The sequence below is a fragment of the Neoaquamicrobium sediminum genome, from assembly GCF_013240295.1.
GTDB classification, from domain to species: domain Bacteria; phylum Pseudomonadota; class Alphaproteobacteria; order Rhizobiales; family Rhizobiaceae; genus Aerobium; species Aerobium sediminum.
Map to the genome: position 1 here is coordinate 923,191 of NZ_JABETK010000002.1, position 22,079 is coordinate 945,269.

At 63.7% G+C, this 22,079-nt stretch carries 15 protein-coding genes and 5 pseudogenes; 18 read left to right on the forward strand and 2 right to left on the reverse strand.

Features of this window, described 5'->3' with window-relative positions; genetic code table 11:
- Positions 1-53: 53 nt before the first annotated feature.
- The 11 genes and pseudogenes from eno to HK436_RS16445 all read left to right on the forward strand — a co-directional run bounded on the left by eno (position 54) and on the right by HK436_RS16445 (position 10,546).
- Positions 54-1,327: pseudogene (gene eno, locus HK436_RS16395) on the forward strand (phosphopyruvate hydratase).
- 88 nt (positions 1,328-1,415) lie between these two features.
- Complete coding sequence (locus tag HK436_RS16400; RefSeq protein WP_173191479.1) at positions 1,416-1,739, forward strand: FtsB family cell division protein; 324 nt, start codon at positions 1,416-1,418, stop codon at positions 1,737-1,739.
- A 170-nt stretch (positions 1,740-1,909) separates the two neighbouring features.
- Positions 1,910-2,953: a pyruvate dehydrogenase (acetyl-transferring) E1 component subunit alpha gene (pdhA, locus tag HK436_RS16405; RefSeq protein WP_173191481.1), complete on the forward strand. Its 1,044-nt coding sequence runs from the start codon at positions 1,910-1,912 to the stop codon at positions 2,951-2,953.
- A gap of 13 nt (positions 2,954-2,966) precedes the next feature.
- Entirely contained in the window at positions 2,967-4,385 is a 1,419-nt protein-coding gene (locus tag HK436_RS16410) for a pyruvate dehydrogenase complex E1 component subunit beta (protein WP_173191483.1), read from the forward strand.
- A gap of 13 nt (positions 4,386-4,398) precedes the next feature.
- A pseudogene (locus HK436_RS16415) lies at positions 4,399-5,762 on the forward strand (pyruvate dehydrogenase complex dihydrolipoamide acetyltransferase).
- 36 nt (positions 5,763-5,798) lie between these two features.
- Positions 5,799-6,347: an HdeD family acid-resistance protein gene (locus HK436_RS16420; protein ID WP_173191485.1), complete on the forward strand. Its 549-nt coding sequence runs from the start codon at positions 5,799-5,801 to the stop codon at positions 6,345-6,347.
- Between the two features lie 26 nt (positions 6,348-6,373).
- Positions 6,374-7,015, forward strand: coding sequence for an SGNH/GDSL hydrolase family protein (locus tag HK436_RS16425; protein WP_173191487.1), 642 nt, complete (start codon positions 6,374-6,376; stop codon positions 7,013-7,015).
- Positions 7,016-7,030: 15 nt separating this feature from the next.
- Positions 7,031-8,469, forward strand: a pseudogene (gene lpdA, locus HK436_RS16430) (dihydrolipoyl dehydrogenase).
- A gap of 69 nt (positions 8,470-8,538) precedes the next feature.
- On the forward strand, positions 8,539-9,510 hold the full coding sequence (gene lipA, locus HK436_RS16435; RefSeq protein WP_173191489.1) for a lipoyl synthase: 972 nt from the start codon (positions 8,539-8,541) through the stop codon (positions 9,508-9,510).
- 190 nt (positions 9,511-9,700) lie between these two features.
- The gene (locus tag HK436_RS16440; protein WP_244649001.1) at positions 9,701-10,063 is read left to right on the forward strand and encodes a P-loop NTPase family protein; all 363 of its coding nucleotides are present in this window, start codon (positions 9,701-9,703) and stop codon (positions 10,061-10,063) included.
- Between the two features lie 9 nt (positions 10,064-10,072).
- Positions 10,073-10,546, forward strand: a complete 474-nt coding sequence (locus tag HK436_RS16445; RefSeq protein ID WP_173191491.1) for a type II toxin-antitoxin system RatA family toxin — start codon at positions 10,073-10,075, stop codon at positions 10,544-10,546.
- On the opposite strand, the gene HK436_RS16450 is transcribed toward HK436_RS16445, so the two are convergent.
- Both HK436_RS16450 and HK436_RS16455 read right to left on the reverse strand, forming a co-directional pair.
- The gene (locus HK436_RS16450) at positions 10,543-11,034 is read right to left on the reverse strand and encodes a CinA family protein (protein ID WP_173191493.1); all 492 of its coding nucleotides are present in this window, start codon (positions 11,032-11,034) and stop codon (positions 10,543-10,545) included. The genes HK436_RS16445 and HK436_RS16450 overlap by 4 nt on opposite strands.
- Positions 11,031-12,230 carry a bifunctional 2-C-methyl-D-erythritol 4-phosphate cytidylyltransferase/2-C-methyl-D-erythritol 2,4-cyclodiphosphate synthase gene (locus HK436_RS16455; protein WP_173191495.1) on the reverse strand — a complete coding sequence of 400 codons (1,200 nt, stop codon included), beginning with the start codon at positions 12,228-12,230 and terminating at the stop codon, positions 11,031-11,033. Before HK436_RS16455 ends, HK436_RS16450 begins: the two co-directional genes overlap by 4 nt.
- Before the next feature lie 166 nt (positions 12,231-12,396).
- Between HK436_RS16455 and dusB the strand changes: the two genes are divergently transcribed.
- From dusB to HK436_RS16490, 7 genes and pseudogenes are all read left to right on the forward strand, one after another.
- The gene (gene dusB, locus HK436_RS16460) at positions 12,397-13,422 is read left to right on the forward strand and encodes a tRNA dihydrouridine synthase DusB (RefSeq protein WP_173191497.1); all 1,026 of its coding nucleotides are present in this window, start codon (positions 12,397-12,399) and stop codon (positions 13,420-13,422) included.
- Positions 13,419-14,552 (forward strand): two-component system sensor histidine kinase NtrB, encoded by a 1,134-nt coding sequence (locus HK436_RS16465; RefSeq protein WP_173191499.1) that lies wholly within the window; start codon positions 13,419-13,421, stop codon positions 14,550-14,552. The genes dusB and HK436_RS16465 overlap by 4 nt, the downstream gene beginning before the upstream one ends.
- Positions 14,549-16,003 carry a nitrogen regulation protein NR(I) gene (ntrC, locus tag HK436_RS16470; protein ID WP_173191501.1) on the forward strand — a complete coding sequence of 485 codons (1,455 nt, stop codon included), beginning with the start codon at positions 14,549-14,551 and terminating at the stop codon, positions 16,001-16,003. Before HK436_RS16465 ends, ntrC begins: the two co-directional genes overlap by 4 nt.
- Before the next feature lie 102 nt (positions 16,004-16,105).
- Positions 16,106-18,360 (forward strand): annotated as a pseudogene (locus tag HK436_RS16475) (sensor histidine kinase NtrY-like).
- Positions 18,350-19,711, forward strand: a complete 1,362-nt coding sequence (gene ntrX, locus HK436_RS16480; RefSeq protein WP_173191503.1) for a nitrogen assimilation response regulator NtrX — start codon at positions 18,350-18,352, stop codon at positions 19,709-19,711. The pseudogene HK436_RS16475 and the gene ntrX overlap by 11 nt, the downstream one beginning before the upstream one ends.
- A gap of 6 nt (positions 19,712-19,717) precedes the next feature.
- Positions 19,718-21,094: a Trk system potassium transporter TrkA gene (gene trkA, locus HK436_RS16485; protein ID WP_173191505.1), complete on the forward strand. Its 1,377-nt coding sequence runs from the start codon at positions 19,718-19,720 to the stop codon at positions 21,092-21,094.
- A 59-nt stretch (positions 21,095-21,153) separates the two neighbouring features.
- Positions 21,154-22,018: pseudogene (locus HK436_RS16490) on the forward strand (D-amino-acid transaminase).
- Positions 22,019-22,079 lie beyond the last annotated feature (61 nt).

Below are 22,079 nucleotides of genomic sequence, written 5' to 3' on the forward strand. Positions count from 1 at the left end.
TCCTTTCGCTAAGAGGGCGACGACCCGCCATTCTCCAGCGAAGGGACCTCGCCATGACTGCAATCATCGACATCATCGGCCGCGAAATACTCGACAGCCGCGGCAATCCGACCGTCGAGGTCGATGTTGTGCTGGAGGACGGCTCGATGGGCCGCGCCGCCGTGCCTTCCGGCGCCTCGACCGGCGCGCACGAGGCGGTGGAACTCCGCGATGGCGGCTCGCGCTACCTCGGCAAGGGCGTCAAAAGCGCGGTCGATGCCGTCAATGGCGAGATATTCGAGGCGATCGGCGGGCTCGAGGCCGAAGACCAGATTCAGATCGACCGCACGATGATCGAACTGGACGGAACGCCCAACAAGGGCCGTCTGGGGGCAAACGCCATCCTCGGCGTGTCGCTCGCGGTCGCCAAGGCGGCGGCCGAAGCTTCCTCGCTGCCGCTTTACCGTTATGTCGGCGGCGCTGGCGCGCACGTACTGCCGGTGCCGATGATGAACATCATCAATGGCGGCGCCCATGCCGACAACCCTATCGATTTCCAGGAATTCATGATCATGCCGGTCGGCGCCGAGACTTTCCGTGAAGGCCTGCGCTGGGGCGCGGAAATCTTCCACACTCTCAAGAAGGGTCTGAAGGACGCCGGCCACAACACCAATGTCGGAGACGAAGGCGGTTTCGCGCCTAACATCAAGAACGCCCAGGCGGCGCTCGACTTCGTCCTCGCCTCCATCGAGAAGGCCGGCTACAAGCCCGGCGAGCAGGTTGCCATCGCGCTCGATTGCGCGGCTACCGAGTTCTTCAAGGACGGCGCCACGTCTACGAGGGCGAGAAGAAGACGCGCGATCCCAAGGCGCAGGCGAAATATCTCGCCAAGCTTGCCGCCGACTACCCGATCATCTCTATCGAGGACGGCATGGCCGAGGACGACTGGGATGGCTGGAAAATCCTCACCGACCTCTGCGGCAAGAATGTCCAGCTCGTCGGCGACGACCTCTTCGTCACCAACTCCGCCCGCCTCAAGGACGGCATCCGCATGGGCGTGGCCAATTCGATCCTCGTCAAGGTTAACCAGATCGGCTCGCTGACCGAGACGCTCGACGCGGTCGAGACAGCCCACAAGGCCGGCTACACCGCCGTCATGTCGCACCGCTCGGGCGAGACCGAGGATTCGACCATCGCCGATCTCGCGGTCGCGACCAATTGCGGGCAGATCAAGACCGGCTCGCTTGCCCGTTCCGACAGGCTGGCAAAATACAACCAGCTCCTGCGCATCGAGGAGGAGCTCGGCAAGAGCGCGCGTTACGCGGGCAAGAGCATCCTGAAGGGCTGAAAATTGAAAGGGGCGGCTACGATGGTAACCGCCCCTTAAGCATAATGGTGTCCAATGAGGCGGTTGTTTTGAGTATCGCGTCATTGCCATGTGGACACGTCAGCATAAGAAAAGGAACACGGGTGCGTTGATCGTTCCGGCGATCGCGGCGGTGTTCCTGTCCTACTTCGGGTTCCACGCCTTCAATGGCGAATACGGCATCTACTCCAAATACCGGCTGGAAGAACGCGTGGCCTCGCTCGAGAGCAACCTCGAAGCCGTCAAGACGCAACGCATTCGTCTTGAACGTCGCGTCCAGCTCCTGCATGATGGAACCCTCGAAAAGGACATGCTCGACGAGCATGCGCGCCGGGCCCTGAACCTGGCTCTTCCGGACGAGGTCGTGATCATGAGGCCGCTTCCGGTGGATTAACCGAAAGTCGGTTAATCGTGGGAATACCCTGCAAATAGAGATGTTTATGTGCATGTGAGCCATGCGTTTTTCCGCATGGCGGATCGCGATTTCGCGTGGTAGCCTTTCCTTAAATGAGGGAGGCTGGATGTCGCCCTCGGTCCGTAAAGAGACGAAACAGGGAGCGACCCATGGCGACAGCCGCCAGGAAGACGTCCGCAAAATCGAAAGCGGATGCCAAGACCCAGTCCGCGCGCAAAGCGCCGCCGCCAGCGAAATTCACCAAGGAAGACGAACTCAAGGCGTATCGCGACATGCTGCTGATACGGCGCTTTGAGGAAAAGGCCGGCCAGCTTTACGGAATGGGCTTCATCGGCGGTTTCTGCCACCTCTATATCGGGCAGGAAGCGGTCGTGACGGGCATGAAGATGGCCCTGATCGATGGCGACCAGATGATCACCGCCTATCGAGACCACGGCCACATGCTGGCGATGGAAATGTCGCCGCGTGGCGTGATGGCCGAGTTGACGGGCCGCCGGGGAGGCTACTCCAAGGGCAAGGGCGGCTCGATGCACATGTTCTCCAAGGAGAAGAACTTCTACGGCGGCCACGGCATCGTCGGCGCGCAGGTCTCGCTCGGCACCGGGCTTGCCTTCGCCAACAGGTATCGGGGCAACAACAACGTCTCGCTGACCTATTTCGGCGACGGCGCCGCCAACCAGGGCCAGGTCTACGAGAGCTTCAACATGGCCTCGCTGTGGAAGCTGCCCGTCATCTACATCATCGAGAACAACCGCTACGCAATGGGCACGTCGGTAAGCCGCTCATCGGCCGAAACGGACTTCTCCCATCGCGGCGCGTCGTTCCGCATACCGGGCATGCAGGTCGACGGCATGGATGTGCGCGCGGTCAAGAGTGCCGGCGAGATGGCTGTCGAGCACTGCCGCTCTGGTAACGGGCCGATCATCCTCGAGATGCAGACCTACCGCTATCGCGGCCATTCGATGTCCGACCCGGCCAAATACCGCTCCAAGGACGAAGTGCAGAAGATGCGCTCGGAGCACGACCCGATCGAACAGGTCAAGGCGCGGCTGCTGGAGGCCAAGTGGGCCACGGAGGACGACCTGAAGAAGATCGACAAGGAAGTGCGGGACATCGTCGCTGACGCTGCCGATTTCGCACAGACCGATCCCGAGCCGGATCCGTCCGAGCTCTACACCGATATTCTGCTCTAGAGGGAGGCGGACCATGCCGATTGAAATCCTCATGCCCGCTCTTTCTCCGACGATGGAAGAGGGCAATCTTTCGAAATGGGTCAAGAAAGAGGGCGACGCCGTTGCCCCCGGCGACGTCATCGCCGAAATCGAGACCGACAAGGCGACCATGGAAGTCGAGGCCGTTGACGAAGGCACGCTCGGCAAGATTCTCGTGGCCGAAGGCACCGAGGGCGTGAAGGTCAACACGCCGATTGCCGTGCTGCTGGGCGAAGGCGAGAGCGCCGGCGACATCGGTTCGGGCAAGGGCGCTGCCCCCGAGAAGGCTCCGGCAGGCGCAAACGACGCCGATGGAAAGCCGCGCGAGGAGCCGGCCGAAGCGACGAAATCGGATGCGGACGCAGCTCCGGTGCCGGCGGCGCCAAAGGCGGAAGTCGCTGCCGACCCCGACATTCCGGCCGGCACGGAGATGGTGCAGACCACCGTACGCGAAGCACTGCGCGACGCGATGGCCGAGGAAATGCGCCGCGACGAGGATGTCTTCGTCATGGGCGAGGAGGTTGCCGAATATCAGGGCGCCTACAAGATCACGCAGGGATTGCTGCAGGAATTCGGGGCCAGACGCGTCGTCGATACGCCGATCACCGAGCACGGCTTTGCGGGCGTCGGCGTGGGCGCGGCGATGGCCGGCCTGAAGCCGATCGTCGAATTCATGACCTTCAACTTCGCCATGCAGGCGATCGACCAGATCGTGAATTCGGCCGCCAAGACGCTCTACATGGCCGGCGGCCAGATGGGCGCGCCAATCGTCTTCCGCGGCCCCAACGGGGCGGCAGCCCGCGTGGCTGCCCAGCACTCGCAGTGCTATGCCGCCTGGTACGGGCACATTCCCGGCCTCAAGGTGGTGATGCCCTATACCGCGGCCGATGCGAAGGGGCTGCTCAAGGCTGCGATCCGCGACCCGAACCCGGTGATCTTCCTGGAAAACGAGATCCTCTACGGCCAGTCCTTCGACGTGCCGAAGATGGACGATTTCGTACTGCCCATCGGCAAGGCGCGCATCCACAAGGAAGGCAAGGACGTCACCCTCGTCTCCTTCGGCATCGGCATGACCTATGCGGTCAAGGCGGAAGCCGAACTGCGTGGCATGGGCCTAGATGTCGAGATCATCGACCTGCGCACCATCCGGCCGCTGGACTTCGACACGGTTATCGCATCGGTCAAGAAGACCAATCGCCTGGTCGTGGTCGAGGAAGGCTTCCCGCAATCCTCCGTTGGCGACCACATTGCCAGCCAGGTGATGCAGCGCGCCTTCGACCATCTCGACGCGCCGGTTATCACGATCGCCGGCAAGGACGTTCCGATGCCGTATGCGGCCAATCTCGAGAAGCTGGCGCTGCCCAGCGTCGCCGAGGTCGTCGAGGCGGTCAAAGCCGTCACCTACCGGAGCTGAGGGAGGCCGAGCGATGCCCATTGAAATCACCATGCCGGCCCTTTCGCCCACCATGGAGGAGGGCAACCTCGCCAAGTGGCTGGTCAAGGAGGGCGACAAGGTCGCGCCCGGCGATGTCATCGCCGAGATCGAGACCGACAAGGCGACCATGGAAGTTGAAGCCGTCGACGAGGGGACCGTTGCCAAGCTGGTCGTTCCGGCAGGCACTGAAGGCGTCAAGGTCAACGCACTGATCGCAGTGCTCGCCGAGGAAGGCGAGGATGCATCCGAGGCCGCCAAGTCGAGCGGTGGCGGTGCCGCGCCCAAGGAAGAGACGAAGCCGGCCGAAACGAAGGCCGAAGCTCCCGCCCGAAGCAGGACGCTGCGCCCGCCGCTGCTCCGGCGCAACAGCCGGCAGCGAAGCAGGCTGAGACGAAACCGGCCGGCGCAGACGGCCGCACTTTCGCTTCACCGCTGGCGCGCCGCATCGCCAAGGATGCAGGCATCGACGTTGCAGCGGTGGCCGGTTCCGGCCCAAAGGGCAGGGTGGTCAAGGCCGATGTCGAGGCAGCGATCGCAGGTGGAACCGCAACGGCCGCCAAGTCGCAGGCAGGTGCGCCCGCCTCCACTCCCGCAGCACCCAAGCCGATGTCTGACGATGCCGTGCTCAAGCTGTTCGAGGAAGGCTCGTACGAACTCGTACCGCACGACAACATGCGCAAGACCATCGCGCGCCGTCTGGTCGAGGCCAAGAGCACGATCCCGCATTTCTACCTGACGCTGGATTGCGAAATCGACGCACTGCTGGCGCTGCGCAAGCAGCTCAACGATGCCGCGCCGATGAAGAAGACCGAGAAGGGCGAGGCGCCTGCCTACAAGCTCTCGGTCAACGACATGGTCATCAAGGCCATGGCCGTCGCGCTGATGCAGGTGCCCGACGCCAATGCCTCGTGGACCGAGAGCGGCATGCTCAAGCACAAGCATGCCGATGTCGGTGTCGCCGTTTCGATCCCGGGCGGGCTCATCACGCCGATCGTGCGCAAGGCGGACGAGAAGACGCTGTCCGTCATCTCCAACGAGATGAAGGACATGGCCGTGCGCGCCCGCTCCCGCAAGCTGAAGCCCGAGGAATATCAGGGCGGAACGACGGCTGTGTCCAATCTCGGTATGTTCGGCATCAAGGACTTCTCCGCCGTCATCAACCCGCCGCATGCGACCATCCTCGCAGTCGGCGCGGGCGAGGAGCGTCCGATCGTCAGGAACGGCGAGATCAAGATCGCCAACGTGATGACGGTGACGCTCTCCACCGACCATCGTGCAGTGGATGGCGCGCTGGGCGCCGAACTGCTGGCCGCCTTCAAGCGTACCATCGAGAACCCGCTCGGCATGCTCGTTTAGAACCCGGGCATGGTGCCCGGCTAAGGAGGGACTGTCATGGCCACCGCAACGCAGGAAGCAAAGCTCAGGACTTCGTGGATATGGATGGCGGTGTTTGCCGTCATCTCCCTCATCGGCGGCGTGCTGGCGCTGCTGAACCCCTTCGCAGCCACGCTAGCAGCCACGCTGATGGCCGGCTGGGCCTTTGCCTTCCTGGGCGCGCTACAGATCATCCAGGCGTTTCAGGTGCAGGGCTGGGGCGGCTTCATCTGGGCACTGCTGTTCGGTATCCTGACGCTGGTGGTCGGCATATCGCTGATCTTCAACCCGCTTGCCGGCATGGTCTCGCTGACGTTGCTGGTGGCCGTGCTCTTCCTGGCACTGGGCGTGGTGAAACTCATGTACGCGTTTTCGCTGCGGCCGGTGGCCGGATGGGTCTGGGTGCTGCTTTCCGGCGTACTTTCGCTCGGGCTCGGCATTCTGATCCTCGCCGACTTCCCATGGGCGGCGGTGTCCGTGCTCGGCATCCTGCTGGGCGTCGAGCTGATCTCGAACGGGGTGCTGTTCCTGTTCGTGGCGCTCGGCCTGCGGTCGTTGAACCAGTAATCCGCAAACTCCAGCCGGAACCGTCCATGAAAACGATCCTCTGCTACGGCGATTCCATCACCTGGGGCAGCGACGCCGATACCGGCGGCCGGCATGCCTTCGAGGATCGTTGGCCAAACGTTCTGCAGAAAGCGCTTGGCCCGGCGGTTCACGTGGTGACGGACGGCCTGCGCGGACGCACGACGGCCTATGACGAGCATCTTGCGGCTTGCGACCGCAACGGGGTGCGCATCCTGCCCACCTCGCTTTACGCGCACGCACCGCTCGATCTCGTCATCGTCATGCTCGGCTCCAACGACATGAAGCCGGCGATCGCGGGCACCGCGCTCGCCGCCTTGCAGGGCATGCGCAGGCTGGTCGAGATCGTTCGCCTGAACGCGACGCGCGACGGCACCACCGAGCCGCCGGCCGTGCTGATCGTCGCCCCGCCACCGCTGTGCGAGACCGCCAATGCCGAATTCGCAGCGATGTTCGCGGGAGGCGTCGCGCAGTCGCGCATGCTCGCCAGCCTCTATGCCGACCTGGCCGACGACACCGGCTGCGGCTTCTTCGATGCCGGTTCCGTCGCCGAGACCACCCCGGTGGACGGTGTGCATCTGGATGCCGCCAACACACGCGCCATCGGCAAGGGCATCGAGCCGATGGTGCGGATGATGCTTGGAATCTGATTGAGGAGAATGCCAGTGGCCCAGAGCTACGACGTCATCATCATCGGGGCCGGCCCCGGCGGTTACATCGCAGCGGTGCGGGCGGCGCAGCTCGGCCTGAAGACGGCGATCGTCGAGCGCGAGCATCTGGCGGGCATCTGCTCCAACTGGGGCTGTATCCCCACAAAGGCGCTGCTGCGTTCGGCGGAGGTCATGCATCTCGCCAGCAACGCGAAGGATTTCGGCCTTTCGGTCGATGGTGTGAAGCCGGACCTCAAGGCAATCGTCGAGCGCTCCGCGGCATTGCCGCCCGCATGAATGGCGGCGTCGGAATCCTGATGAAGAAAAACAAGGTCGACGTGATCTGGGGCGAAGCGAAGCTGACCAAGCCCAACGAGATCGTCGTTTCCAAGACTAAAAAGAAGCCGATGGAACCGCAGGTGCCTGCGCCGAAGAACACGCTGGGCGAGGGCACCTACACCGCAAAGCACATCATCTTGGCCACCGGCGCACGGCCACGCGCGCTGCCCGGCATCAAACCGGACGGCAAGCTCATCTGGACCTATTTCGAGGCGATGGTTCCGGACAAGATGCCGAAATCGTTGCTGGTGATGGGCTCCGGCGCCATCGGCATCGAGTTTGCATCCTTCTACCGTACGATGGGCGTCGACGTGACTGTCGTCGAACTGATGCCGCAGATCATGCCGGTCGAGGACGCGGAAATCTCCAAATTCGCGCAGAAGCGGCTGGAGAAACAGGGGATGAAGTTCATCCTGGAAGCCAAGGTCACGAAGGTCGACAAGGGCGGCGACCAGGTCACCGCGCATGTCGAGAAGAAGGACGGGTCGGTGGAGAAGATCACCGCCGACCGGATGATCTCGGCCGTGGGCGTGCAGTGCAACACCGAAGGCCTCGGCCTCGAGGAACTGGGTGTGAAGCTGGAGCGGGGCGCGATCGCCATCGACGGTTATTGCCGCACCAGCGTGCCGGGCGTCTATGCGATCGGCGACGTTGCCGGCCCGCCGATGCTGGCCCACAAGGCCGAGCACGAGGCCGTCATCTGCGTCGAGAAGATCGCAGGCCTTAACGTTCACCCGATGGACAAGTCGTTGGTGCCGGGCTGCACCTATTGCCATCCGCAGGTGGCGTCGGTTGGCCTGACGGAAGCGAAGGCGAAGGACGCTGGCCACGACGTCCGCGTCGGCCGCTTTCCGTTCGTCGCAAACGGCAAGGCCGTCGCGCTGGGCGACGATCAGGGGCTCGTCAAGACGGTCTTCGACAAGAAGACCGGCCAGCTTCTCGGCGCGCACATGGTTGGCGCGGAAGTGACCGAGCTCATCCAGGGCTTCGTCGTCGCGATGAACCTCGAAACGACCGAGGAAGAACTGATGCACACGATCTTCCCGCACCCCACGCTTTCGGAAACGATGAAGGAAAGCGTGCTCGACGCTTATGGCCGCGCATTGAACATCTAGGATGGCCGGGGTGGTTTCATTCCGCCCCGCCAAGGCCTATATCAGCCGGACGACAAGGACTTTTCTCGTATGGTCAACGTTCTCGATCTCGTGGAAAAACCGCGCCCGCGCCACCCGGAGAAGGCTCACAGGCCCGATCAGGAGGTGCTGCGCAAGCCGGAGTGGATTCGCGTCAAGGCGCCTGTCTCGAAGGGCTATCTCGAAACACGCGAAATCGTGAAGTCCAACCGCCTCGTCACCGTGTGCGAGGAGGCGGGTTGCCCCAACATCGGCGAATGCTGGGACAAGAAGCACGCCACCTTCATGATCATGGGCGAGATCTGCACCCGGGCCTGCGCGTTCTGCAATGTGGCGACGGGCATCCCGACGCCTCTCGATCTGGAAGAGCCGGCCAATGTCGCAAAGGCCGTGCGCCAGATGGCGCTCTCGCACGTCGTCATCACTTCAGTCGACCGCGACGACCTCGCCGACGGCGGCGCGCAGCATTTCGCCGACGTCATTCACGCGATCCGCGATGCGTCACCGGACACGACCATCGAGATCCTCACGCCGGATTTCCTGCGCAAGGACGCCTCCGGCGCTCTGGAGACCGTGGTGGCCGCCAAGCCCGACGTATTCAACCACAACCTCGAGACCGTCCCGTCGAACTATCTGACGGTGCGGCCCGGCGCGCGCTACTTCCACTCGATCCGGCTGCTGCAGCGGGTCAAGGAGCTGGACCCGACGATCTTCACCAAGTCCGGCATCATGGTCGGGCTGGGCGAGGAGCGAAACGAAGTGCTCCAGCTCATGGACGACCTGCGGATCGCCGATGTCGATTTCATCACGATCGGCCAGTACCTCGCGCCGTCGCGCAAGCACCATCCGGTGAAGAAGTTCGTGACGCCGGACGAGTTCAAGTCCTACGAGACCGTCGCCTACACAAAGGGCTTCCTGATGGTCTCGTCGAGCCCGCTGACGCGCTCGTCCCACCATGCCGGCGATGATTTTGCACGGCTCCGCGCCGCCCGCGAAAAGAAGCTGGCTCTGGCCCGGGCGTGAATCTCGTCGACTGGCACGACACCCCGCTGAGCGATGCAAAGCGGGTGCTGGTGATCGGCTGTTCGGGCGCTGGCAAGTCGACATTTTCCGCTGCCCTGGCGCAGGCGCTTGGCCTGCCGCACATACCGATGGACCGGGATTTTTCTGGCTGCCGGCCTGGAAGCTGCGCGACAGGGCCGAGATCAAACGTATGATGGCCGAGGCTGCGGCGGGCGAACGCTGGATCATGGACGGCAACAGCGCCGGCACACTGGATATAAGGCTGCCTCGCACAGACCTCGTTGTCTGGTTTCGCCTGTCGCGATGGCTGTGCCTCTCCCGCGTGGTTCGCCGCTGGTGGCGTCATGCCGGCACGGTTCGGCCTGGAATGGCAGCCGGCTGCCCCGAAAAGATCGATCTGGAGTTCCTGCGCTACATCTGGAATTTCGAGAAAAACGAGACGCCGGAGATCACCGGGCAGATAGAAATGCACCGGCCAGACGTGCCGGTTGTGGTTCTGCGGCGTCCCGCCGACGCCGATGCCCTGCTTGCCCGGCTGAAAACACCGGTGTAGCCGTTTCTGATGCCTAGCTACGAAACAAAGAGAGTCGTTGCCCATACGCCGGAGCAGATGTTCGCGCTGGTAGCCGACGTCGAACGCTATCCCGAGTTCCTGCCGATGTGCGAGGCGCTGAGCGTCCGGTCGCGGCGGGAGCGCGATGGGGTGACGTTGCTCGTTGCCGACATGACCGTGGGCTACAAGGCGATCCGCGAGACCTTCACGAGCCAGGTCGTTTTGAAGCCTGCCGAGAACCGCATCGACGTCAAATATATCGACGGGCCGTTCAAATACCTCAACAATCGCTGGCTGTTCGAGGAAGCGGCCGGTGGCGGTACAGAGATCGGCTTCTTCATCGACTACGAGTTCAAGAGCCGGATACTGGGCGCGCTGATGGGCGCAATGTTCGACCGCGCCTTCCGCATGTTCGCCGAGGCATTCGAGAAGCGCGCAGACGAAGTCTACGGAACGGATCGCCAAGCCAAAGCTGGAAGCTAGTCTTTCGACAGGGCCGCAACTCCAAGTTGCAGCGCCGTGCGCACGGTTTCGTTGCGTATGAAGTCACGGCCGCGATTGTCGAAGATGCGCTTTTCGGCAAAAGGCTCGCGACCACTGACCGCAACGCCGAACCACACGAGCCCGACCGGCTTCTCCGCGCTGCCCCCGTCCGGGCCTGCAATACCGGTGACCGAAAGCGCGATGCCCGCGCGGCTGCGGGCAAGCGCGCCCGAAGCCATCTCCAGCGCTGTTTCGCGCGAAACGGCACCGTGGGCAGCGAGCGTTTCCTCTGCGACGCCGATCATCGCCATCTTGGCTTCGTTGGAATAGGTCACGAACCCGCAATCGACCATCGCGGACGAACCCGGAATATCGGTGAGATGCGCGATGATGAGCCCGCCCGTGCAGGATTCTGCCGTCGCGGCAAGAATGCCAGCATCCTTGCAGCTCTCGAGGAAGCGGCGGGCGAGGGGCGTCAGATCGCTCATTCCGGCAACCCTCCAGGGTAGATAACCGTGGCCGTGGCGATGGCCGCAATGCCTTCCTCGCGGCCGACAAAGCCCAGCCTCTCATTCGTCGTTGCCTTGACCGAGACGCGGTCGGCCGAAATGCGCAGCATCGACGAGAGAGCCTCCGTCATAGCCGCGCGATGCGGGCCGATCTTGGGCGCCTCGGCGATCACGGTTATGTCCGCGTTTGCAATTCGCCCGCCACGCTCGCGCACGATGCGCACGGCCTCTTCCACGAAAATGCGCGAGGCCGCCCCCTTCCACCGCATGTCGGATGGCGGGAAATGCGTGCCGATGTCACCGGCACCGCAGGTTGCCAGCAGCGCATCGGTCAGCGCGTGCAGGCCGACATCGGCATCGGAGTGTCCGGAAAGCTTGTGATGGTGGGCGATGTCGACGCCGCACAGCGTGACGTGGTCGCCTTCGCCGAAACAATGCACATCGTAGCCGTTGCCGGTGCGCACGTCGGGAAAGGCACCCAACGACGAAAGACGTGCATTTGCCATCTCGATATCCCTTGCCCATGTGAGTTTCACATTGTCCGGCGAGCCCTGAACGATGCGCACCGGGATGCCGGCCCATTCCGCAATAGCGGAGTCGTCGGTGAAGTCGTCGCGGTCGGCCCCAAAGGCGCTGTCATGAGCCGCAAGGATCGCCTCGAACGGGAAGCCTTGCGGCGTCTGCGCGGCATGCAGCCCCTCGCGCGGCACGGTCCTGTCGACCAGGCCTTTGGCGCCGGATTGCTTGAGGGTATCGGAAACGGGCAGGGCTGGCAGGCTGCCTCCGCCATGGTCGAGCCCTACAACCACGCGATCGATCAGGTCAGCATCGACAAAGGGCCGCACTGCATCGTGGATCAGGACCGCCGCAGGCTGGCGCTCCTTGAGCGCCAGAAGAGCAAGGCGTGTCGATGCCTGGCGCGTCTTGCCGCCGTGAACGACGATCACGTCCCCGGCAGCATCGCCCGCGGCTTCGGCAAACAGCGCATCGTCATCGGCATGGATGGCCACCGCGACGGCACCGATGGCGGGATGTGCAAGAAAGGCGTCGAGCGTGCGGCGGATCACCGGAACGCCGCCGATCCGCCGATATTGCTTGGGACCGTCAGCGGACTGGCCAGCGCGCTCGCCGCGCCCCGCCGCCACGATTACCACACCGATCCCGCCTGTTGTCATGATTTGCCCGGGTTTCCATTGAAGTCAGGGCAAGGCTTAGTTACCTGTGCGCGGATTCGCCAGCCAAATTCGCCCGCACGCGCCATCCCGCACGTTTTCGCAGTTGCACAACGCGCCAATTCTGGTTAGGCGTTGTGCAGAAAATAGGATTGCTTGGTTTTTGTGCATGAACCCTTCCACCAACATCGCGAAGCCCTTTCAAATCGGAGGCCTCACGGTTGGAAACCGCGTTTTCCTTGCGCCGATGTCTGGGATTACCGATGAGCCATTCCGCAAGCGTGCGACCATGCACGGGGCAGGGCTGGTCGTGTCCGAAATGGTGGCCAGCGGCGAGCTCGCCAAGGGCCGGCGCAACTCCGCGCTACGCATCCGCCGCCCCGACGTTCCGATCCATGTCGTGCAGCTCGCGGGCAGAGATGCCGAATGGATGGCCGAGGGGGCACGGATCGCGGCCGGTGAAGGTGCCGACATCATCGACATCAATATGGGTTGCCCGGCAAAGAAGGTTACCGGGGGCTATTGCGGCTCGGCGCTGATGCGCGACCCCGACCATGCTTTGTCGCTGATCGAGGCGGTGATCGGCGCAGTCGAGGTTCCGGTTACGGTCAAGATGCGCCTTGGCTGGGACGAGGATGCAATGAATGCTACCTCCATCGCCCGCCGGGCGGAGGATGCGGGCGTCGCCATGGTGACCGTTCATGGCCGCACGCGCTGCCAGTTTTACAAGGGCAGGGCCGACTGGCGCGCCATCGCGAGGGTCAAGCAGGCCGTGAGCATACCAATCGTGGCCAATGGCGACGTGCAGACCCTCGCAGATGCGACGGAGATGCTCGCCCAGTCGGGCGCCGACGCGGTGATGATTGGTCGCGGGCACTATGGCGCGCCCTGGCTTGCCGGCGCGATCGCAGCCGAGGCGGGTGATGGTGGCGGCGACGGCGTTCCGCATTCATCGAACGAACTTTGCGATTATATTATAAATCATTATAAGGACATGCTCACTTTGTACGGAACCGAGTCTGGCCTCCGTCAGGCCCGAAAGCATCTCGGCTGGTATCTCGACCGCCATGCTCCCGCCGTCTCGGATGAGCTTCGCCGCCTCGTCATGACGTCGACCGAGCCGGCAATGGTGATCGGTGGTCTGCGTCGCGTGTTTTCGGCTGCAGCCGAGGCCGATTTGAGGAATGCCGCATGACGTCGGGGCTTCCTGCAGGGATCGACCCCGCGGCGATCGTCCTCAACACGATCCGCCATCCCGTCATCATGGTCGCGCCCGACGGACGCATCCCGTTCGCCAACGCCGACGCCGAGGACTTCTTCCGCTCCAGCGCCGCGATGCTGGCGCGAGACGGGCTCGAGCGTTTCGTCCCGTTTGGCAGTCCGCTGTTGACGCTGGTTGAGCAGGTGCGCGAGCGGCGTGCACCGTTCAACGAATATCGCGTCGACATTTCCTCGCCGCGGCTAGGCACGGAGCGTATCGTCGATCTCTACGTGGCGCCGGTCCCGGAACTGCCCGGCCACGTGGTCGTCATGTTCCAGGAACGGTCGATGGCCGACAAGATCGACCGTCAGATGACTCACCGGGGCGCGGCGCGGTCCGTCACCGGGCTGGCGGCGATGCTGGCGCACGAGATCAAGAACCCGCTTTCGGGTATCCGGGGTGCAGCCCAGCTCCTGGAAACTGTTGTCTCGGACGAGGACCGCGCGCTCACCCGCCTCATCACCGACGAGACAGACCGCATCGTCTCGCTCGTCGACCGCATGGAGGTCTTTTCCGACGAGCGGCCGATAGACCGCTGGCCGGTCAACATTCATGTCGTGCTCGACCACGTGAAGGCGCTGGCGCGGAACGGTTTTGGCAAGCGCGTGCGCATCGTGGAGGACTATGATCCTTCGCTGCCGCCCGTCTATGCCAACCGCGACCAGCTCATCCAGGTCTTCATCAACCTGGTAAAGAACGCGGCCGAAGCCATCGGCGGCGATCCCGAGGGTGAAATCACGCTGTCTACGGCTTTCCGTCCAGGTATACGACTTTCCGTGCCCGGCACGCAGGATCGCGTCTCGCTCCCGCTGGAATTCTGCGTTCACGACAACGGGCCGGGCGTACCCGACGACATCCTGCCGATCCTCTTCGATCCGTTCATCACCACCAAGACAAATGGTTCCGGTCTCGGGCTGGCGCTGGTTGCCAAGATCGTGGGCGAGCATGGCGGGGTGATCGAATGCGACTCGTCCGCGCGCGGCACCACATTCCGCGTCCTCATGCCGGCCTGGAGGGAACCGCGGGCCATGGACGACACAGCCGAAGAAGGAAGCGCTGCATGACAACGCGCGGAAACATCCTCGTCGCTGACGACGACGCCGCGATCAGGACCGTTCTGAACCAGGCACTCTCGCGTGTGGGCCATGATGTACGCGTGACCTCCAATGCCTCCACGCTCTGGCGCTGGGTCGCAGCGGGCGAGGGCGATCTGGTGATCACCGATGTGGTGATGCCGGACGAAAATGCCTTCGACATGATCCCGCGCATCAAGAAGGCACGGCCGGACCTTCCCGTCATCGTCATGAGCGCGCAGAACACCTTCATGACGGCGATCCGCGCTTCCGAAACGGGTGCCTACGAGTACCTGCCGAAGCCATTCGATCTCACCGAGCTTCTGACAATCGTCAATCGCGCGCTGTCCGAGCCGCGCCGCCACGTGCCCGACATGCGCGGCGACGAGCAACCGGACCCGATGCCGCTCGTCGGTCGCTCGGCGGCGATGCAGGACATCTACCGCATGCTGGCGCGGATGATGCAAACCGACCTCACGGTCATGATCACCGGCGAGTCCGGAACCGGCAAGGAATTGGTCGCACGAGCGCTGCACGAATATGGCCGCCGCCGCAGCGGGCCGTTTGTCGCCATCAACATGGCTGCCATCCCGCGCGACCTGATCGAGTCGGAACTTTTCGGCCACGAGAAGGGTGCCTTCACAGGCGCGCAGAACCGCTCGACCGGCCGCTTCGAGCAGGCCGAGGGCGGCACGCTGTTCCTGGATGAAATCGGCGACATGCCGATGGAGGCACAGACTCGGCTGCTGCGCGTGCTTCAGCAGGGCGAATACACGACTGTCGGCGGGCGCACGCCGATCCGCACCGATGTCCGCATCGTAGCCGCCACCAACAAGGACCTGCGTACCCTCATCAATCAGGGCCTCTTCCGCGAGGATTTGTTCTATCGTCTCAACGTGGTGCCGCTGCGCCTGCCGGCACTGCGCGAGCGCGCGGAGGACGTGCCCGACCTCGTGCGCCATTTCTTCAAACTCGGCGAGAAGGAAGGGCTGCAGCCCAAGCGCATCTCCACAGCCGGCGTCGAGTTGATGAAGCGTTACCCCTGGCCGGGCAATGTGCGCGAGCTGGAAAATCTCGTCCGGCGGCTGGCCGCGCTCTATCCGCAGGACGAAATCACCGCCGAGATCATCGAGACCGAGCTGCGCACCGTTGAAGCCTCGCCTTCGATGCCTGCGGCTGCCATGCTGCCCGACGACATCACGATCGGCCAGGCGGTGGAGCTTCACCTTCAGCGCTATTTTGCCGGTTTCGGCACTGAGCTTCCGCCTCCCGGTCTCTACCAGCGCGTCCTCGCCGAAGTGGAATATCCGCTGGTGCTCGCGTCGATGACCGCGACACGTGGCAACCAGATCAAGGCAGCGGAATTGCTTGGCCTGAACCGCAATACGCTACGCAAGAAAATCCATGAGCTGGGCGTCAACGTCTATCGCGCCTCGAAATAGCCGATTACCCTCTTTCCACCTCCCGGACGCGATGTGTTTGTTGCACAATCGCCACAATGCGTTGCATAGATGCAACGCGTGATGGACGGCTAACCAGAGCTGATGGCGCTACAGACACCCGCAATGACACCACCGGCAATACCGGAAGCCGCCGTCGAAAGCCGGCGCTTGCTGGCTTTGCCGGGAATCGTCGCCATTGTGGGCGCCCTTGTTTCGGCCGGCCTGTCGTTCACGGTGCTGCTGGGCCTGACACCGATCACACCTGACGAATCGACGCCCGTGTGGCTCTCGGCGATCAACGGCGCCTTCGTGATTCTCCTTATCGCGCTGATCGCGCGCGAAGGCTACCGTATCGTCATGGCTCGCAGGCGCGGTAAGGCGGCATCACGCCTGCACGTACGTATCGTCGCAATGTTCTCGCTGGTCGCGGCCATTCCGGCGATCCTCGTCGCGATCGTCGCCTCGGTGACACTCGACATCGGTCTCGACCGCTGGTTCGAGATCCGCACGAAGGTCATCATCAGTTCTTCGATGTCGATCGCCGAAGCCTACGTGCTCGAAAACGCCCGCAATCTTCAGGACGCGACGCTTTCGACCGCCTATGTGCTGGACGCGAGCCGCACGCTCTACGGCCTCGACCGCACCGGGTTCCGTTCGCTGCTGTCGCAGCAGGCGCGAGGGCGGGGCCTTGATCACGCCGCACTCATCCGGGCCGACGGCTCGGTCATCATGCAAGCGGAGACGGATGCAGACTTCCAGATGCCCGCGCCGCCGATAGAGACGGTGCGCACGGCCGCTGATGGCCTGCCCGTGCTGATCGAGCCACGCGTTCGCAACATCATCGGCGCGATCGTGAAACTGCGGGAGATCGATGACGCCTATCTCTATACGATCCGCACGCTCGACGAGCAGGTTATCCGCGCCCGCCAGATCGTGCGCGCCAACACGGACGAATACCGGCAGCTTGAGAACAACCGGCTGCCGACGCAGCTTGCCTTCGCGCTCGCCTATCTCGGCCTGACGCTGATCATCGTCCTGTCGGCGATCTGGACCGGCATAGCGGTCGCAGACCGCATCGTGCGACCAATCCGCCAGCTTATTGGCGCGGCCGACGAGGTTTCGACCGGCAATCTCGATGTCGCGGTACCGGTACGGCGTTCGGACGGCGACGTCGCATCGCTTGCCGAAACCTTCAACGAGATGATCCGGCAGCTCAAATCGCAGCGCAACGAGCTGCTTTCCGCCAAGGACGTGATCGACGAGCGTCGACGCTTCACCGAGGCGGTGCTGTCGGGCGTTACCGCCGGCATCATCGGTGTCGGTCAGGATGGCACCATCTCCATGGTCAACCGCTCTGCCGAGGAAATGCTCACCATTCGATCCGGCAACGTGCTCGGCCGCAGCCTCACGGAAGTCCTTCCGCATGTCGGCGGCGTTTTCGAGATCGGCCGCACGCTCGGCCGCCCGGTGCATCGCGAGCAGGTGACGTTCTACCGTGGCGGCGCCGAGCGAACGTTCAACGTGCAGGTCACGACCGAGGAGGGCGGCGTGGAGCGCAGTGCCACCTCCTACGTCGTGACAGTCGACGACATCACCGATCTCGTTTCCGCGCAGCGCTCATCCGCCTGGGCCGATGTCGCGCGGCGCATCGCCCACGAGATCAAGAACCCGCTGACGCCGATCCAGCTTTCGGCCGAACGCATCCGCCGACGCTTCGGGAAATCCATCACCGAAGACCGCGAAATCTTCGACCAGTGCACCGAGACGATCATCCGCCAGGTTGGCGACATCGGCCGCATGGTCGACGAGTTCTCGGCTTTCGCGCGCATGCCGAAGCCGGACATGCAGGTGCTGGACCTGCGCGAGCCGCTGCGCGAGGCATCGTTCCTGGTGGAGGTCAGCCGAAGCGACATCACCTTCACGCGTGAGTTTGGTAACGAGCCGCTGATGGGAACCTTTGACAGCCGCCTTCTCAGCCAGGCCTTCGGCAACCTCATCAAGAACGCCGCCGAAGCCATCGAGGCCGTGGAGCGTGAAGGTGGTGAACCGGGTGCGATCCTGATTCGGGCACAGCGGTCCGGCAAGAACATCACCGTGGACGTGGTCGACAACGGCAAGGGCTTGCCTCGCGAGAATCGCCAGCGGCTGCTTGAGCCATATATGACCACTCGCGAGAAAGGGACGGGCCTCGGCCTCGCGATCGTCAAGAAGATCGTGGAAGACCATGGCGGGCGGCTCGAACTGCACGACGCCCCCGAAACCTTCCATGAAGGCCGGGGGCCATGATCCGCGTCGTTCTGCCTGCGGCAGGGGCGGCGGACGACAATACGAATGAAAAGGTTGAAAATGGCGTCTGACATTCTGATCGTTGACGATGAGGAAGACATTCGCGAACTGGTCGCCGGCATCCTCGACGACGAGGGCCACGAAACGCGAAAGGCCCACGATGCCGACAGCGCGCTGGCCGCGATCGCCGACCGGGTGCCGCGTCTCGTATTCCTAGACATCTGGCTGCAGGGATCGCGCCTGGACGGGCTGGCACTTCTCGACGAGATCAAGAAGCTGCACCCGAACCTGCCGGTCGTGATGATCTCAGGCCACGGAACCATCGAGACGGCGGTCTCCGCCATCCGTCGCGGTGCCTACGACTTCATCGAAAAGCCGTTCAAGGCGGATCGGTTGATCCTGATCGCCGAGCGTGCGCTGGAAACATCCAAGCTTCGCCGGGAACTGTCCGACCTGAAGAAGCGCAGCGGCGAAACCTTCGATCTCATCGGCATGTCGGCAGCCATGAGCCAGCTTCGCCAGACGATCGAACGCGTGGCGCCCACTAACAGCCGCGTCATGGTGATAGGCCCGTCGGGTTCGGGCAAGGAGCTGGCAGCGCGCGCCATCCATTCCCTCTCCGCCCGCAAGAGCGGCCCTTTCGTCACCGTGAGCGCCGCCTCGATCACGCCGGAGCGCATGGAGATGGAGCTCTTCGGCACAGAGGCCAATGGCGGCGAGCGCAAGGTCGGCGCATTGGAAGAGGCACATCGCGGCATCCTCTACATCGACGAGGTCGCCGACATGCCGCGCGAGACGCAGGGCAAGATCCTGCGCGTGCTGGTCGATCAGCAGTTCGAGCGCGTCGGCGGTTCGAAGCGCGTCAAGGTCGACGTGCGCATCATCTCTTCGACCGCGCAGGACATCGAGGCGATGATCCGGCAGGGACGGTTCCGCGAGGACCTCTACCACCGGCTTGCGGTGGTGCCGGTTCTCGTGCCGGCTCTCTCCGAGAGGCGCGAGGACATACCCTTCCTGGTCGACAGCTTCATGCGCCAGATCGCCAGCCAGGCCGGCATCCGTCCGCGTCGCATCGGCGACGACGCACTCGCCGTGCTTCAGGCGCACAACTGGCCGGGCAACGTTCGCCAGCTCAAGAACAACATCGAGCGCCTGATGATCCTGGCGCGCGGCGACGACGTCGACGCGCCGATCACGGCCGACCTGCTGCCGCAGGAGATCGGCGACGTGATGCCACGCGCACCCAACCAGTCGGACCAGCACATCATGGCGCTGCCGCTGCGCGAGGCCCGCGAACTTTTCGAGAAGGAATATCTGCTGGCGCAGATCAACCGCTTCGGCGGCAACATCTCGCGCACGGCAGAGTTCATCGGGATGGAGCGCTCAGCGCTGCATCGTAAGCTGAAATCCCTGGGGGTGTAATACGACATGCGTGTCGTCATTTGTGGAGCGGGGCAGGTCGGTTACGGCATTGCCGAGAAACTGGCCGCCGAGAAGAACGACGTATCGGTTATCGACCTTTCACCGGAGCTGATCCGAAACGTGCGCGATGCGCTGGACGTGCGCGGCTTCGTGGGTCATGGCGCACATCCGGACGTGCTGGAGGCGGCCGGCGCCAAGGACGCCGACATGATCATCGCCGTGACGTTTCATGACGAGGTCAACATGATTGCGTGCCAGGTCGCACACTCGCTGTTCGAGGTGCCGACCAAGATCGCGCGTATCCGTGCGCAGGCCTATCTCCAGCCGCACGCCATGGGCATGTTCTCACGCGACAACATGCCGATCGACGTCATCATCTCGCCTGAGCTGGAAGTCGGCGAGATGGTTCTGCGACGCATCGCTTTGCCGGGTGCGGCGGATGCGGTGGGCTTCGCCGACGACCGCATCATCATGGTGGCGCTGGAGTGTCTCGAGGATTGCCCGGTCGTCGACACGCCGCTCTCGCAGCTCAGCGAGCTGTTTCCGGATCTGCTGGCGACCGTGGTCGGCATTTCGCGCGGCGGGCGTCTGTTCGTCGCAAGCTCGCAGGACCAGCTAGCTGTCGGCGACATCGCCTATGTCGTTGCCTCGAAGCAGCAGGTCCGCCGAACCATGGGGCTTTTCGGCCACGACGAGGAAAAGGCCGCCCGGATAGTCATCGCCGGCGCGGGCAACATCGGCCTTCATGTGGCGCGTGCGATCGAAAACGGCGACACGCCTGCCAAGGTGAAGATCATCGAGGCTGGACGCGAACGTGCCGTCGCGGCCGCCGACAGCCTCCGCCGCACCATCGTGCTGCACGGCAGTGCGCTCGATCAGAAGCTGCTGATGGAAGCCGACATCGCGGAAGCGGATCTGCTTGTCGCGCTCACCAATGACGATCAGGTCAACATCCTTTCCGGCGTGATGGCCAAGCGGCTCGGCTGCCGCGCCAACCTGGTGCTCATCAACAATCCGACCTATCACGACTTCGCCGGCATGCTGGGCGTCGACGCCTACATCAATCCGCGCATGGCGACGATTTCGCGGATCCTGCAGCAGGTCCGGCGCGGCCGCATCCGGGCCGTGCACAGCGTTCAGCACGGCGCGGCCGAGATCATCGAGGCGGAGGCGCTCGAAACGTCGCCGCTGGTGGGCCGCCCGCTGCGCGAACTCGACCTACCGGAAGGCATCCGGCTCGGCGCAATCCTGCGGGACAATGCCGTCATCCGGCCGAACGGGTCCCTGCGCATCAAGCCGAAGGACCGCGTGGTGATCTTCGCCATGGCGTCGGCAGTGCGCCAGGTCGAGCAGATGTTCAGGGTCAGCCTTGAATTCTTCTGACGAACCTGTTCATTGACTGGCAGTTTCGAGACTGCCGCATCATTTCCTGGAGAGGGTCCATGCCACGCATTGCCTATGTCAACGGGCGCTACACGCCGCACGCCGATGCTTCGGTGCATGTCGAGGATCGCGGCTACCAGTTTGCCGACGGCGTCTATGAAGTCTGCGAGGTCGCGCGCGGCAACATCATGGACATGACACGGCATCTGGACCGGCTGGACCGCTCGTTGCGGGAGCTACGCATCGAATGGCCGATCGCGCGGCGCGCGCTCGAATTCGTGATGCGCGAGGTCGTGCGCCGCAATCATGTCGAGAATGGTCTGGTCTATCTGCAGGTGACCCGCGCGGGTCGCCCCGCGCGATCACTATTTCCCCGCGGCCGGTACCCAGCCCGCGCTCGTCGTCACCGCAAAGCGGTCGAGCCCGGCAGTCGCCGCGCGACGGGCGGCCGAAGGCGTCAAGGTCATCACCGTGCCGGAGAACCGGTGGGAGCGCGTCGACATCAAGACCGTCGGCCTCCTGCCCAATGTGCTCGCACGCCAGAAAGCCCGCGAAGCCGGCGCAGTGGAAGCCTGGTTCATCGACACCGATGGCACAGTCAAGGAAGGCGCTTCCACCAATGCGTGGATTGTCACTGCGGACGGCACGCTGGTCACACGCCCGGCCGAATTCGGCATCCTGCGCGGCATCACGCGCGCAACCGTCATGGACGTGGCAAAGAAGCTCGGCCTGAAGGTCGAGGAGCGAAGCTTCTCGGTTGATGAGGCAAAAGGCGCCAAGGAAGCTTTCATCACTGCGGCCACTACGGTGGTGATGCCGGTCGTCGATATCGACGGCGCGAGTGTCGCCAACGGGCACCCCGGATCGGTGACGCTTTCTCTGCGCGAAGCCTTTTTTGACATTGCGGAAAAGACCCCGGCCTGATAACCGCGACGGCGAAAGGGGCCGAATGAATCGTTCGCTCGCCGTTCCGGCGGGCCGACTT

What these genes read in the sequence shown, in the direction of transcription:
- HK436_RS16400 (WP_173191479.1), top strand. Translation starts at nt 1,416, where the DNA reads ATGTGGACACGTCAGCATAAGAAAAGGAACACGGGTGCGTTGATCGTT.
- pdhA (WP_173191481.1), top strand. Translation starts at nt 1,910, where the DNA reads ATGGCGACAGCCGCCAGGAAGACGTCCGCAAAATCGAAAGCGGATGCC.
- HK436_RS16410 (WP_173191483.1), top strand. Translation starts at nt 2,967, where the DNA reads ATGCCGATTGAAATCCTCATGCCCGCTCTTTCTCCGACGATGGAAGAG.
- HK436_RS16420 (WP_173191485.1), top strand. Translation starts at nt 5,799, where the DNA reads ATGGCCACCGCAACGCAGGAAGCAAAGCTCAGGACTTCGTGGATATGG.
- HK436_RS16425 (WP_173191487.1), top strand. Translation starts at nt 6,374, where the DNA reads ATGAAAACGATCCTCTGCTACGGCGATTCCATCACCTGGGGCAGCGAC.
- lipA (WP_173191489.1), top strand. Translation starts at nt 8,539, where the DNA reads ATGGTCAACGTTCTCGATCTCGTGGAAAAACCGCGCCCGCGCCACCCG.
- HK436_RS16440 (WP_244649001.1), top strand. Translation starts at nt 9,701, where the DNA reads ATGATGGCCGAGGCTGCGGCGGGCGAACGCTGGATCATGGACGGCAAC.
- HK436_RS16445 (WP_173191491.1), top strand. Translation starts at nt 10,073, where the DNA reads ATGCCTAGCTACGAAACAAAGAGAGTCGTTGCCCATACGCCGGAGCAG.
- HK436_RS16450 (WP_173191493.1), bottom strand. Translation starts at nt 11,034, where the DNA reads ATGAGCGATCTGACGCCCCTCGCCCGCCGCTTCCTCGAGAGCTGCAAG.
- HK436_RS16455 (WP_173191495.1), bottom strand. Translation starts at nt 12,230, where the DNA reads ATGACAACAGGCGGGATCGGTGTGGTAATCGTGGCGGCGGGGCGCGGC.
- dusB (WP_173191497.1), top strand. Translation starts at nt 12,397, where the DNA reads ATGAACCCTTCCACCAACATCGCGAAGCCCTTTCAAATCGGAGGCCTC.
- HK436_RS16465 (WP_173191499.1), top strand. Translation starts at nt 13,419, where the DNA reads ATGACGTCGGGGCTTCCTGCAGGGATCGACCCCGCGGCGATCGTCCTC.
- ntrC (WP_173191501.1), top strand. Translation starts at nt 14,549, where the DNA reads ATGACAACGCGCGGAAACATCCTCGTCGCTGACGACGACGCCGCGATC.
- ntrX (WP_173191503.1), top strand. Translation starts at nt 18,350, where the DNA reads ATGGCGTCTGACATTCTGATCGTTGACGATGAGGAAGACATTCGCGAA.
- trkA (WP_173191505.1), top strand. Translation starts at nt 19,718, where the DNA reads ATGCGTGTCGTCATTTGTGGAGCGGGGCAGGTCGGTTACGGCATTGCC.